11 protein-coding genes and 1 tRNA gene are annotated in these 12,907 nt (G+C 68.4%); 6 read left to right on the top strand and 6 right to left on the bottom strand.

Annotation, left to right across the window (positions count from 1 at the left end; genetic code table 11):
- The first annotated feature begins 58 nt into the window (after positions 1 to 58).
- Entirely contained in the window at positions 59 to 244 is a 186-nt protein-coding gene (locus DMH08_RS20155) for a DUF5703 family protein (protein ID WP_021596264.1), read from the top strand.
- Between the two features lie 144 nt (positions 245 to 388).
- Here the strand turns inward: DMH08_RS20155 and DMH08_RS20150 are convergent, their stop codons facing one another.
- The gene (locus DMH08_RS20150) at positions 389 to 1,720 is read right to left on the bottom strand and encodes a M20/M25/M40 family metallo-hydrolase (RefSeq protein WP_125616932.1); all 1,332 of its coding nucleotides are present in this window, start codon (positions 1,718 to 1,720) and stop codon (positions 389 to 391) included.
- A gap of 147 nt (positions 1,721 to 1,867) precedes the next feature.
- Between DMH08_RS20150 and DMH08_RS20145 the strand changes: the two genes are divergently transcribed.
- Positions 1,868 to 1,953: transfer RNA gene (locus DMH08_RS20145), tRNA-Leu, on the top strand.
- Here DMH08_RS20145 and DMH08_RS20140 read toward each other — a convergent pair.
- Positions 1,918 to 3,633 (bottom strand): recombinase family protein, encoded by a 1,716-nt coding sequence (locus DMH08_RS20140; RefSeq protein ID WP_199747909.1) that lies wholly within the window; start codon positions 3,631 to 3,633, stop codon positions 1,918 to 1,920. The genes DMH08_RS20145 and DMH08_RS20140 overlap by 36 nt on opposite strands.
- Positions 3,630 to 3,791 (bottom strand): hypothetical protein, encoded by a 162-nt coding sequence (locus DMH08_RS40230; RefSeq protein ID WP_158642356.1) that lies wholly within the window; start codon positions 3,789 to 3,791, stop codon positions 3,630 to 3,632. Before DMH08_RS40230 ends, DMH08_RS20140 begins: the two co-directional genes overlap by 4 nt.
- A gap of 467 nt (positions 3,792 to 4,258) precedes the next feature.
- Here DMH08_RS40230 and DMH08_RS20135 point away from each other — a divergent pair, with 467 nt between their 5' ends.
- Positions 4,259 to 6,826 carry a type IV secretory system conjugative DNA transfer family protein gene (locus DMH08_RS20135; RefSeq protein WP_125616929.1) on the top strand — a complete coding sequence of 856 codons (2,568 nt, stop codon included), beginning with the start codon at positions 4,259 to 4,261 and terminating at the stop codon, positions 6,824 to 6,826.
- Between the two features lie 56 nt (positions 6,827 to 6,882).
- Positions 6,883 to 7,719 carry a replication-relaxation family protein gene (locus DMH08_RS20130; RefSeq protein WP_158642355.1) on the top strand — a complete coding sequence of 279 codons (837 nt, stop codon included), beginning with the start codon at positions 6,883 to 6,885 and terminating at the stop codon, positions 7,717 to 7,719.
- A gap of 331 nt (positions 7,720 to 8,050) precedes the next feature.
- Here DMH08_RS20130 and DMH08_RS20125 read toward each other — a convergent pair whose 3' ends face one another.
- Together DMH08_RS20125 and DMH08_RS20120 are read right to left on the bottom strand one after the other, a co-directional pair.
- Positions 8,051 to 8,959 (bottom strand): hypothetical protein, encoded by a 909-nt coding sequence (locus DMH08_RS20125; protein WP_125616922.1) that lies wholly within the window; start codon positions 8,957 to 8,959, stop codon positions 8,051 to 8,053.
- A gap of 717 nt (positions 8,960 to 9,676) precedes the next feature.
- On the bottom strand, positions 9,677 to 10,021 hold the full coding sequence (locus DMH08_RS20120; protein ID WP_125616919.1) for an ATP-binding protein: 345 nt from the start codon (positions 10,019 to 10,021) through the stop codon (positions 9,677 to 9,679).
- A 328-nt stretch (positions 10,022 to 10,349) separates the two neighbouring features.
- Here DMH08_RS20120 and cutA point away from each other — a divergent pair, with 328 nt between their 5' ends.
- The gene (cutA, locus tag DMH08_RS20115) at positions 10,350 to 10,685 is read left to right on the top strand and encodes a divalent-cation tolerance protein CutA (protein WP_125616916.1); all 336 of its coding nucleotides are present in this window, start codon (positions 10,350 to 10,352) and stop codon (positions 10,683 to 10,685) included.
- Here cutA and DMH08_RS20110 read toward each other — a convergent pair.
- Positions 10,648 to 11,982: a hypothetical protein gene (locus DMH08_RS20110; RefSeq protein ID WP_158642354.1), complete on the bottom strand. Its 1,335-nt coding sequence runs from the start codon at positions 11,980 to 11,982 to the stop codon at positions 10,648 to 10,650. The two genes, cutA and DMH08_RS20110, sit on opposite strands and share 38 nt — an antisense overlap.
- A gap of 159 nt (positions 11,983 to 12,141) precedes the next feature.
- Between DMH08_RS20110 and DMH08_RS40225 the strand changes: the two genes are divergently transcribed.
- Positions 12,142 to 12,588: an ATP-binding protein gene (locus DMH08_RS40225; protein WP_158642353.1), complete on the top strand. Its 447-nt coding sequence runs from the start codon at positions 12,142 to 12,144 to the stop codon at positions 12,586 to 12,588.
- The last annotated feature ends 319 nt before the right edge of the window (positions 12,589 to 12,907 follow it).

Genomic DNA, 12,907 nt, shown 5'->3' with positions numbered 1-12,907 from the left:
GACCGGGTCGCCACCGTACGACGGCGGCCCCCGGCCGGACCAGGTAATAATGGTGGCAATGGCGGAGTACACCTACCTCGTCCTCTCACTGCCGCGCGGCACCACACGCGACACCGCCCGGCAGATCCTCACCGAGCACGCCGAACGCGGCGGCTGGGAAATCGATCGTCTCCGCCTCTACCCGGACGGGCGGCGCCGTATTCAACTGCGCCGCAAGGTCATCCGCGCGGTCCGCACCTTCTGAGGCCGCCGGAGGCGGGCAAGGCTCCGCCCGCCCCGGTCCGCGCCTCCGGGGCGGGCAAAGCACGCGCGGCCCGCACGGGCCGCGCCTACACATGGTGACCGTACCACCACACTTCGCATGCGCGGCGGTAAAATCCGGGGAAAGTCAGGCCCGATCAAGAAACGTGTCGAGGACCCGGACCCCGAACTTCAGCCCGTCCACCGGCACCCGCTCGTCGATCCCGTGGAACATCCCCGAGAAGTCCAGCTCCGGCGGCAGCCGCAGCGGCGCGAACCCGAAGCACCGCATCCCCAGGCGCGCGAACGCCTTCGCGTCCGTCCCGCCGCTCAGGCAGTACGGCACCGGCAGCGCCCCCGCGTCCTCCTGCAGCAGCGCCGCCTCCATCGCCGCGACCAGCGCCCCCTCGTACTCCGTCTCCAGCGCCTGGTCGTGATGGACGAACGAGCGCTCCACCCCCGGCCCCAGCAGCTCGTCCACCGTGGCGAAGAACTCGTCCTCGTGCCCCGGCAGGAACCGCCCGTCCACCTGCGCCGTCGCGCTCTGCGGGATCACGTTCGTCTTGTACCCCGCGTCCAGCCGCGTCGGGTTCAGCGTGTTCCGCAGCGTCGCCCCGATCATCCGCGCGAGCGGCCCGATCTCCTCCAGGCACGCCTCCGGCCGCTCCGGGTCGAACTCCACCCCGTACGCCATGCACGCCCGCTCGAGGAACGCCCGCACCGTCTTCGTCAACCGCACCGGGAACTCGTGCGACCCCAGCCGCCCCACCGCCGCCGCCAGCGCCGTCACCGCGTTGTCCGGATGCACCATCGACCCGTGCCCCGCGGTCCCCGTCGCGGTCAGGTCCATCCACGCGATGCCCTTCTCCGCGGTCTCGATCAGGTACATCCGCCGGTCACCCGGGACCGTCAGGCTGAACCCGCCGACCTCCCCGATCGCCTCCGTGCACCCCTCGAACAGCTCCGGATGCTCGTCCACCAGCCACTGCGCGCCCCACTTCCCGCCGGCCTCCTCGTCCGCCAGGAACGCGAGCACCACGTCCCGCGGGGGCCTGCGCCCCTCCCGGAGCCGCTGCCGCACGACCGCGAGGATCATCGCGTCCATGTCCTTCATGTCGACGGCCCCGCGGCCCCACACGCACCCCTCGGCGATCTCCCCGCCGAACGGGTCCCGCGTCCAGTCCTCCTTGCGAGCGGGGACCACGTCCAGGTGTCCATGCAGCAGCAGCGCGTCCCGCGAGGGATCCTCCCCCTCGATCCGCGCCACGAGGCTCGCACGTCCCGGATGACTCTCGAAGATCCGCGACTCCAGCCCGACTTCCGCGAGCCGCTCCGCCACGTACTCCGCAGCCGCCCGCTCACCGGGCCCCGAATGGTCCCCGGGGTTGCTCGTGTCGATGCGGATCAGCTCCTGGCAGAGCCGAACCACCTCGTCCTCCGCAGTCGCCGCAGCCCCTCGGCCGCTCGCAGTCGCCTGCACGTCCCTCACCCCCGGGTGTCCGCACGTCCGCCGTCCATGGTGCCCCCTCCCTCCCCGTCCCCGCGACTCCCGAACGGCGTCGCCGCGAGTCCCCAACCTTTGGTATCGTGAAGCCCGCCGCAGCCGCAGGGCTGCGTGCGAACCCGGGTCCGGGTGGCGGAATAGGCAGACGCGCTAGCTTGAGGTGCTAGTGCCCTTCACGGGGCATGGGGGTTCAAGTCCCCCCTCGGACACAAACCATTAGCACATGTGGAGGCTGGGGAAACCCGAGCCTCCACTAGCTTTTTCTGCGGGTAGTACGTCATCGTCAGCCCGAGCTTCCGGTACAGCTCCGCCTTGTCGTCCGGGTGAGCATGGACGACCGCACGGGCGAGTTCCCCAGTCTCGTTCAGCAGCTCCACGATGTGATCACGCGAGACGACCTCGCCCTCGGGCATGGCACGCAGCTCGGCCTCGTGCCGGGTGCGTTCCTGCTGGGTCTCGTTGATCCACCCGGCGACTTGGGCCGGGTCGGCTCCGGCGTCGAGGGCCGCGCGGTACTGGTGGATCCGCTGGTCACAGGCCGTGATCTGCTTGCGCAGCCGGGCGCCCGCGGAGTTCTCCGGGGCACCGGCCTGCGCGGTCATCGCCTCGACCGTCGCCTCGATCCGGCCCGGAGAGAACGCCGTGAGCAGCCATTTGTCGACGTCCTCGATGATCTCCGCTTCGCGCAGGTAGACGACCTTGGGATGGACGATCTTGTTGGCGAGGGCGTACTCCTCCGGGAACCGGCACCGGTAATACGCCTGGTCGTTGTTCCAGTTGCCCTGCATCTTCCGTTCGCAGTACCCGCAGTACAGGCACCCCCGGAAGGCGTAGGGGCGCCGAGTGCGATGCGGCTTGTGCGTCGCTGGTCCACGCCCACGCGACGACAAGATCTCCTGCGCTCGCTCGAACTCGTCCACCGACACGAGCGGCTCGTGCGCCTGCTGCTCGGACCAGACCCACTGCTCGCGGTCGTTCCAGCGTTGTTTCGTGGTGTGGCCAAGCGCGACGTCGTTGACGTCGAGCAGGACTTCGTCCTTGCGTTGCTTGTTCCACACCTGCCGACCCGTGTAGCGCGGGTTGGTGAGGATGACGCGCACGGCCGACTTCGACCATGCGATTTGGACGCGATGCGTGTTGCGGTCAGGGTCGGCCGCCGAGGGGCTCGGGACGCCCTCACGGGTGAGTTCCTCGGCGATGTCGAACAGACCGCGCCCGCCGATGAACTGGGCGAAGATCCACTTCACCACCAGCGAGAACGCCGGGTGCGGGACGAGGCGCCGCAGGCGCTTGCCGTCGGCGGCCTTCGCCGGGTTGGGATGCGGCCCCGCGTCAACGAGTTCGTACCCGTACGGCGGACGTCCTCCGAGGTAGCGGCCCTCGGTCGCCGTGATGGCGGACATGGCCGAGCGGACGCGGATCTTGATGCGGTTGCGTTCACCCTTCGACAGCCCGCCGAAGACGCCCATGATCATGTCGTGGGCCTCGTTCGCCGGATCGATCGGGCCGCCGACCTCGGGAACCCATAGCGGCACCTTGAAGTGCTCGAACAGCGGGAAGGTCAGGGAGTACTGGTTGCCGTAGAACGCGCGGTGCGGTTCGCCGATCACTACGGCGTCGAAGTCCCGCCTCGGGTTCTTGAGCGACTCGATCAGCTCCGTGGCGTGCGGGCGGCGCGCCCACGGGATGGAGCGCGACCTGTCGACGTCGAAGAACTCGGCGACGATCACGCCGCCCTTCGGCTCGATGAGGGCACGGGCTCGGCGGAGCTGCCATGCGCGCGAGGCTTCGGGGTCCTGGTTGTCTTCGGTCGAGACCCGGCCATAGAAGCCGAACTTCAAACCCGCACAGTCAGCGGCTTGCAGAATGGGCGTGTTCGGAATCGTCACTTCCTCTTGCTCCTGTCGGTATCGGGGTGCGAGCCAGAACCGGCACGCGCGGAAAGAACGATCTGCAGCAGGACCCGGATGGCGCCCGATGTGAATGACGGCGGCTCATCCAGACCGGTGACACGCACCCTCGGTTTGCTGTTGTTCGGCTCGCTCACCGCGCGCTCTTCGACTGCCGCCCCCTGTGCCATCCGGGGCCGGGGGCCGGATGTCGACCGGTCCGCACCGGTGGCGGGCCGGGGGACATCAACGCTCGACTCGGTACCCGTACTCAAGTCCGGGCAGGTCTGGCGACTCGACATGGAGTGAGGCGTTCTCGTGCGCGTGGCCGGCGGGCGGCCGCAGGTTCGTGAAGACGGACGGGGGCGGCCGGTTCTCGGCTCGGGTGGTTCAGCGGTCATGTGCTGGGCGCTCTGGGACGGCAGGGCGCCGCTTCCTCCTATCCCTAATGAAGCACCGACTCAGGCCCCAGAATTCACCAATAAGGGTGTTCAAAAGATCACCCAGAATAGTTGCAGTGATCTTTACCGGGTCGGCGGGCGAATTCCCAGGGTTTCAGCGGTGCTTCATTAGTGGGCCGATCGCCCACCTTCGCTCCCGCCCGTTCCAGGAGAAAGCGCGCCCAATGGACACCATCCCTGAACCGCAACTGCCCACCGATCCGGCCACCGATTGGCTCGGAGACCACCTCGGCCTGCTGCCGGAACTGCCGACTCTGCTGGTCGGTACGGCCGCACAGCACGGCCCGGCCATCGTCATCACGGCCGCCACCGCCTACGCGGTGCTCTTCGGCATCCGGGCTGCGGTGCGGCGGTGGCGCAACCTCCGTCATGCCCAGAACACGCGGCTGATCGAGGCCGCAGTTCCACCGCAGGTGGAGGAAGCCAGCGCCGCCGCGTGGTGGAAGCATCTGGCGGGCCACCTCGGCCCCCGCTGGAAGCGCCTCGTATATGGGCAGCCGCACGTGGCGTTCGAGTATGTGGCCGACGAGAACGGCGTCCGGTTCCAAGTCTGGGTGCCGGGGACGATCTCACCTGGCGTCGTCGAGAAGGCCGTGCAGGCGGCCTGGCCCGGCTGCACCATCACCACCCGGCCCGCAACGCCTCCAGTTCCGCTCGACGCCGCCACCGCCGGGGGACGGATGGTGCTGGGCAACGCCGAGCACCTGCCGCTCAAGCACGACCACGAGGCCGATCCGCTACGTCCGCTGCTTGAAGCGATGGCGGGTCTCCGTAAAGGCGAGCATGCCGCCGTGCAGATCCTCGCCCGGCCCTGCACGGGCCGACGTCTCCGCCATGCCTACCGCGCCGCAGCGCAGTTGCGGGGCGGTCGTTCAAAGGGTCTGCACGCGGCGATCTTTGACGGCATCACTCCAGGCGCGTCCGGCGATCACGGGCGTCCGACGCCGAGCGAGATCGCGCAGTCGTACCCGGAGCGCGCCAAGCAGGTTCAAGCGATCCTCGCCAAGGCCGAGCAGTCGCGCTTCGAGGTTCAGATCCGCTATGCCGTGGGCACGTCTCGACGGCCCCAGCCCGGCAAGGCTCAAGACATCGGCGAGCGTGCCGCGCGGCGGAAGGCGCGCCGCCGGATCCAGGGGAAGCTGCGTGCCCGCGCGCATGAACTCGCCTCGACCTTCGCGCTGTACGCGTCCGGTCATCAGCACCTGCGACGCCGACGCCTGCGCGCTCCGGCACGTCTGCTGGCGTCCCGGCACTTCGGAAGCGGGCACCTGCTGGCCGTGGACGAGTTGGCCGCGCTCGCCCACCTGCCACGCGACACTGACGCGCCAGGAGTGACTCGCGCCGGAGCCCGTCCTTCGCTGCCGTCACCGGCCGTGCCGTCCGGCGGGACGCCCGGCCAGGCCGTGCGGATCCTCGGGGACTCCGACGCCGGGACGCCTCGCCCGGTCGCGCTCACGGTCGCCGGTTCCCGCCAGCACATGCACGTACTGGGGCAGACCGGCACCGGCAAGTCGACATTCCTCGCGGGGCAGATCCTCGCCGACGCGCACGCCGGACGAGGCGCGCTGGTCATCGATCCCAAAGGCGACTTGATCGCCGACCTGGTGGAACGGCTCCCCGAGCGCGTCATCGGCAAGACAGTGGTGTTCGACCCCGCACAAGAGGGTCGACCTCCGTGCATCAACGTGCTCGCCGGCCCCGATCCCGAGTTCGCGGTCGAGGCCATCGTGACCTCGTTCCGGCGCTGCTTCGCCGCGAACTGGGGGCCGCGCATGGACGACCTGTTGCGGTCGGCCTGCAAGACACTCGTCAGGGTCTACGGGCCGCGCGCCAGCCTCTCCGACGTTCCGCCCCTGCTGTCCGATCCGGCCTACCGTGCCCGTACCGTCAGCAAGCTGGACACTGACAGCCTGCTCCGGGGCTTCTGGGCCGACTACAACGAACTGTCCCCCGGTGGACGCGCGACGCTCATCAGCCCGATCATGAACAAGCTGCGGGCGGTGCTGCTGCGCCCGTTCGTGCGTGACGCGCTCTCAGGGGTGTCGTCCACAGTGGACCTGCGCGAGGTACTCGACGGCGGCGGACTCGTCCTCGCCCGCGCCGCCAAGGGGCTGCTCGGTGAGGACGCCGCCCGCCTGTTCGGGTCACTGCTGCTCGCACACACCTGGCAGGCCATCACGCCGCGCGCCCACATCGCCGAGGACGCCCGCCGCGACGTCGCCGCCTACGTCGACGAGGCCCACAACTTCCTCAACCTGCCCGGCTCCATCTCCGACATCCTCGCCGAGGCCCGCGCGTACCGGTTCTCGCTGGTGATCGCGCACCAGCATCTTTCGCAGCTCCCCAAGGACCTGCGGGAGGCGGTGTCCGCCGACGCACGGAACAAGATCTACTTCGCGACCTCGCCCGAGGACGCTCACGTCCTGGCCCGGCACACATCGCCGCTGGTCGGCGAGCACGGCCTTTCCCATCTGGGCGCGTTCCAGGCCACCGCCCGCATCGTGCACGAGAACGCGCCCTCACCAGCATTCACCTTGCGAACCCGCCCGCTACCCGCTGTCATCCCCGGACGCGCCGAGGCTGTCCGGCAAGCCTCGCGCGAGGCCTACACGCCCGCCGACGAGAGGGCCGTCCCCAAGCCTCGCCTGCGTGATCCCGCCGAATCGTTCACCGACGATGACCCGCCCGGCTTCACGGACCTCGACGAACTGGACGGCGAGGAGGGCCGGTGACCAAACCCCGCAAGCCTGCCCACCGCCTGCGCACGCGCGAGGCGCACCCTCCTCGGGTGACGGCCGCACTGATCGCCGATCTGGCGCACAGGCTCACCGCCCGAGACCGCGCGATCCTCTCCTTGGTCTGGGAACACCGCGTTCTGACCAGCGACCAGATCACCGCGCTGTTCTTCCGCACCACCGTCCGCACGCACCAACGGCTTCGTCAGCTCCACGAGCTACACGCGTTGTCCCACTTTCGGCCATGGGTACCGGCGGGGACCGCCGCCAAGCATTGGGTGCTCGGTCCCGCCGGTGCTCATGTGCTGGCCGTTGAGCAGGGCGTCAACGTCCGGGAACTCGGCTACAGGCACGAAACCGCCCTGGGGATCGCAGTCTCGCCCCGGCTCGGCCACCAGGTCGGCGTCAACGACTTCTTCGTCCGCCTACGCGCCCATGCCCGCCACCGCGACGACGGTACCCGCCTAACACGGTGGTGGCCCGAACGCCGGTGCGTCGCCGAGTGGGGCGACCACGCCCGCCCGGACGCCTTCGGCCGCTGGAGGGAGGCCAGCCGGCCGACCTCGCCGCCGACCGAGATCGACTTCTTCCTCGAACACGACACCGGCACCGAACGCCTCGCCCGAGTCGCAGCCAAGCTCAACGGCTACGCCGCGCTCGCGTCCGAAACCGGCATCACAACGCCCATCCTGTTCTGGTTGCCCAGTCCCGCCCGCGAAGCCAACCTACGGAAGGTCATCGGCATCCCGAAGGTCCCCGTCGCAACGGCCGTCCAGACGCCCCGCACGGCGCCCGAGGGGCCTGCTGGCAACGTATGGCTACCGGTCGGGGCCACCGGGCCACGCCAACGCCTAGCGGCGTTGGCTCACGCATGGGAATTCACCACCTGACGGCCGCCAATCGTGCCCGTCCGCCACCGAACGGGGCGGGGCGGCATCCCGGGAACCGGGCCACATCGCACCACGTCACAGCGCGAATGCGGGCCATGTGGGGACGGCCGCGCGGCCGTCCCCACATCGGGCGAATCATCGTTGACAGCGACGCCACCCCCGACCGATACGGGGGGTCGCTCACGGCCGATAGGGGGCCGCTCACGGCCGTGGATCGGGCGCGGCAACATCGTGTGGACGCACACGAAAACGGTGGCGTCCGCCCTACGTCAGGGGCGAACGCCACCGTTGCCGCTCCCGTACCGGGCGTAGGCCCGGCCGGACGGACCCGTCAGGCGGATCCGGCCGCCCGGTAGCGGACGGGCTTCTCGGACGTCATGACCGCCTCACCCTTCTCTGCCATGGTGGCCAGGGCGTTCGCCACCGCGCCCGACGACCGCCCCAGAACGCGCGCGATCTCACCGGGCGTGAAGTCGCTGTCCGGGTGCGCGGTCAGGTGCGCGGCGACCTCAGGACGCAGCGGGCGGGGCGCCGCCCGGTGCTCACCGTTCCGGCGGCCGCCGTTGCCCCCACCGGAGGACGTCGCACGGCCGGTGGCCCGGGTGGCGCGGCGAACCTCAGCAGTGGCGTCGTACACCGGCTCGAGACCGGCGATGGTGATGTCATCCCCGGCCGCAATAGCCGCGTAGGCGGTGGTGGCGGCCGTGATCAGGTCAGCGAGCGCCCGCCGGGTGGCTTCGGCCGTCTGACGCCGTGCCAGGTCGGCAACGGCCTGTGCCCGCCGCGCTTCCTCCTCGGCGATCGCCGTCTGCAGTTCGGCCTCGGCCGCCGCCCGCCGGTCGGCCTCCTCCTGCATGATCCGCATAGCGTCGGCGATCGTGGCGGCCGGAACGCCCGCCGGTGCCGCGTCCCCCGAGGTGCTGTCGTCGGATACGGGGACCTGAACGGCCGTCCACGTATCAGTGTTGGCTCCCTTCGCGCCGGGGGTGCGCGTCACGTGCCCGCCGGTCTCCAGTTCTGTCAGCGCGTTCTTCACCACCGCGCGCGTCAGGCTGGTTGCGGTGGCGAGCGCCGGAATGGTCCCGCCGGGGGTGGTGGCCGCCGCGTTCCAGACGGTCGCGACATCCCCCGTAACGCCCGCAGGGGTTGCGGGGGCGGTGGCGTCCGCCGGGGCGGCGGCGGTACCCGTAGCGGCAACGTCGGTGGCCTGAACGGCGTTCGCGGTGATGTCGTTACCCATTCCCGATCTCCTTCTCTCATCCGGTTCGCGTTTTCGCGCCCCGGCCCGTGGTGCGTTTTCTGTTGCAATTCCACCGTCGCCCGATAGACCCCGGACCTCAAGTCAATCCACCTACATTTTCCGTAACCAAAACGGCTGGAGAGGCTGCCCTAACAACGCTACCGCCTATCATTCTTTACCCACATCGATTGCCACAGGACTTGACTTCACCCCTTTAGTTACAGCGCCATTTGAACGACGGCTCGCCTCACCACCGGCTTCGTTGGTGCGCCCCGCACGGGCGCTCGGCAACGGCACCAAAGGAGCGCGTACGGGGGCACCAGGAGCAGCGCAGCCGCTCCTGGTGCTCGGTAGGTACCGGGCTTGGCCCGCAGGTAAGGCACCTGACACGGCAAGCAGTGAGGACGCAGACCCCTGCACACACGACACGCATCTACTACTGGTCGTCCCTCTGGACGAGTCGGGAGCCATATGTGCCGTGCATAATCGCCCTGACCTGCACCTACACACCAGACCAGGCCTTCACTTCATAATGTGAAGGCCCAAATGAATCCCCAGCGAAAAGGGGCAGGAGAAGAGCCCAGAACATGTCAGACAACCAAGTCTCGCCGGAGACACAAGTACGGTCCCGTCTTCGTCGCGAAGACGGGACCGTCCCTCGTTCGGCGTCTATCCTTGGTCCGAGGGTCCAGCCTGCTAGCCCCAGGCTGGACCCTCCTACGACGCCATCTGGGTGAGGCCGTACGGATGGCTCTCGAGCCCGCGGTTGAGGTCGAGATCGACCCAGACGGTGTGCCCGAAGGTACTGCTGCCGTGGACGCCGAACATCAGCGCCAGCTCGTACAGCATCCGGAGGCCCCGACCGCCCTGGCAAGACGGGTCGCCGTACCCCTCGGGCAGGACCACTGGGACGCCGTGACCCCCAAGGTCGGTGACCGCGACGTAGGCAGGGTCACCGTAGATGAGCTCGAGCCCGAACCACCCGCCATCTCCCTCACCCGAACGGGTGTGGCGAACCGCATTCGCCGCCAGCTCGCCGACGGCGAGTGCCACGACGTCCACGCAGCGAGCTGGGCGAACTCCCGCGCCGCCCGTACTTGGACGGCTTGCCCGGTGTACACCCGGCGCCACCGCATCTGCTCCGACGCCCACAGCCACTCGGCCGCCGACCCTCCGCACCATTTGGCGTTTCCCATGCCCGTTTCCCTCTCTCTGCGCGCCGCCCGCTGCCGTAACCGGCCCGTATTCCACGGGCGACCGGGCAACGATTAGCGCTCGCCTCATCCCCCAAGGTCAAGTCCGACACCTGCTGGACATACCTCGCTGCCAGTCGATCCACGCGTACCGCACGGCCCTCCCAAAGGCCGGGTGGACAGTTAGGGTTCCTGGTATGACCCAGAACCTCGAAGTCCACGTCACGGCCGGCGACCGAGAAGAGGCCGAGAAGATCGTCACAGGCGCGGTCGAGGGTCGGCTCGCGGCCTGCGCGCAGATCAGCGGACCCATCACATCCGCCTACTGGTGGGAGGGGAAGCTGGAAAAGGACGAAGAGTTCCTGGTCGTCATGAAGACGACCGAAGACCGGCTCGACGAACTGGTGGGCAGCGTGAAGGCCGCCCATTCCTACGACACCCCCGAGATCGTGGCCGTGCCGATCGTTGGGGGTCTCGGTGACTACCTTGAGTGGATCAAAGAAGAGACGGCGGCTCCGTCTTCGGACGGCTAGCAAGGTACTCGGTGCGGAACTGGGTGGCCGCCGGCACTCGGGAGCCTGAGAACTCATTGATGACCTGGTCGAGGCGGCCCCAGCCGAGTGGGGCCGCCATGGCCGTGGTCGCTTCGAGCGACGTCTGGGCGTGCCGGACGGCCTCGGCGACGTCCCCAAGCCGGTAATAGGCGAGCGCCATGTCCGCCTGGACGACGCAGAGCTTCTTGGTCTCCGTATCGGGGCCCAGCTTGGCTGCTACCCGTTGGCTGGCGTCGATCGCGCGGTCTTCCTCGCGAACGCGCGAGTAGACCGAGAGGGTCAGTGAGGCGAAGCGGGCCTGATCAAGGAAACACGTCCAGGGCCTCGCGTTGATGTTGGCAGCCGAGTAGACGTCTTCGGCTTCCCGGATCGCCTCCAGTGCACCTTGCTTGTCCCCGAGAAGGGCGGATTCCTCGCCTTTTCGAGCGAGAAGCCATGCTCGCGTGGCCAGGTCGGCATACCCCAGCCGTTCAATGGCCGATGACGCCAAGGCCACGCCTACGGCATGATTCCCGCCCGTCATATAGGTCTGGTAGCCGGTCATACAGGCCGCGGGAGCAACGTCTCCGGCCTGCTTGGCGGCGACCCCCACGAGCCGCACCTGTTCTTCGGCCCGCCGACGATCCCCCAGTTCCCAAGCGAACCAGGCGGACAGTACCGCCGACTCGCCTGCGACCACAGCGAGCCGTCGGCGCAGCTCGTCCGATCGGTTCGTCTCCAGGAGCGCGCTGATCTCCCCGATATGGGTGAGCAGCGCGGGATAGAGCTTGCTCGCCGGCCAGTGTTCTTCGAGCCGGTGAAAGCCCCTGGTTCGGTCTTCAAGGTGCCTCACGACCTCGGCGTCGGCGCTGTATCCCCCAGTGAGCGCCCTCATGAGTCGTTCGGCGGGTTCGAGTGCGGTAGGGCCCGCCACGCTCACGGCGGCGAGCTGGAGCAATCTACGACGGTCCACGCGCTGGTCCAGCCTTCCTACTGTCCAGGCCAGTGCTAGTAGGTCTACTGAGTCGTCCGGTCCGAGGAGCGGGGGCGCGAAGACGTCCGGATGCTGAGCGAAGAGTCTGCGGTACAGCTCGGCGTAGACAGCGCCGACCGGGTGACCGGCCTCGTGAGCGCGAACCCGCCGCGCGATCGAGTCGACCGATGGCAGTTGGGTCCGCTCTTTCGGATTTGCGACATTTCGCATCCTTACTGCCAGCTGACGCTGCGACCAAAGCTGCCGTTCGCGAAGCACCTTGATCCGTTGGGCCAGCTCCTCTTGCCCTACATCATCGCCCACCGGGTCAATCCCATCCGATCGCCTACCTGGGCAGCGTCCGCTCACGTCCGCCTACATCCGTCAGCGTCCCCTGGCAACTGTGCCTTGTGCAGTGGTTTCTTGCATTCGCGGACACAAACAGGATCTCCGCTACGGAACATAGCGCGACGAGGACAGGCGATGACACCCGTGACAGCAACCAGGCCGCCGCGTCTTGAACTGACCCTCACCGTAAACCGTTCCGAGGTCAGTCGGGCTCGGCACGCCGTCGCCAGGACACTCGAGGATCTTGGCCGACCCGAACTGGTCGCTGATGCCTCTCTCATCGTCAGCGAGTTGGTTACTAACGCGATCCAACAGAGCGAGGAAACCCTCGGGTGCCTGGCACGCAACTACCTCGTCTCCAGCCGCATCATGGTGAAGCTGTACGCCAGCAGCGATGGCTGGTCGGCTGTCGAGGTGTGGGACGCATTTCCCCACAAGCCTCCCCAGGCACAGGCAACTCCTCTTCACCAGGAGGGCGGACGGGGTCTCTTCGTCGTGGGCGAACTGTCACAGAAGTGGGGTTACTACCTCAATGGCGCATGGAAGTGCGTCTGGGCGGTCCTGGCGAGCCCGTCGTGGTGACCGTCCGCAATATTGATCAAGTCGCCTGGTCGATGTTCGCCCTGTGCTCGATTTCCGTCGTGTTCGGGATCTTCCTCGACTATTTGATCGTCCAGCCCTCCGTGCGCCGGTTCCGGCGATGGCTGTGGCAGAAGCACTCCCGGGCAGTGGCCAACAGGCCACCTCGCCCCTTACATACCCCGCCGTTGTCCGAAAGGCCCCGACCTCCTGAGAGCACGGCTCCTCCGCGGAGTCCCTCTCGGCCGAGACATCGGCGGTAGTCCCCTCCGGTCGGTGGTAGGGCGTCACCTCCCGTACTCCCTGCCGCCGCCTGGAGCCC

Origin of the sequence: Actinomadura sp. WAC 06369 (assembly GCF_003947565.1) — a bacterium.
GTDB lineage: Bacteria > Actinomycetota > Actinomycetes > Streptosporangiales > Streptosporangiaceae > Spirillospora > Spirillospora rifamycini.
The sequence above is the reverse complement of the archived record's forward strand: the minus strand, read 5'-3'. Positions and strand labels throughout refer to the sequence as shown.

Coding starts and splice junctions, on each gene's coding strand:
- cutA (WP_125616916.1), top strand. CDS start 10,350: ATGACCCAGAACCTCGAAGTCCACGTCACGGCCGGCGACCGAGAAGAG.
- DMH08_RS20125 (WP_125616922.1), bottom strand. CDS start 8,959: ATGGGTAACGACATCACCGCGAACGCCGTTCAGGCCACCGACGTTGCC.
- DMH08_RS40225 (WP_158642353.1), top strand. CDS start 12,142: ATGACACCCGTGACAGCAACCAGGCCGCCGCGTCTTGAACTGACCCTC.
- DMH08_RS20155 (WP_021596264.1), top strand. CDS start 59: ATGGCGGAGTACACCTACCTCGTCCTCTCACTGCCGCGCGGCACCACA.
- DMH08_RS20135 (WP_125616929.1), top strand. CDS start 4,259: ATGGACACCATCCCTGAACCGCAACTGCCCACCGATCCGGCCACCGAT.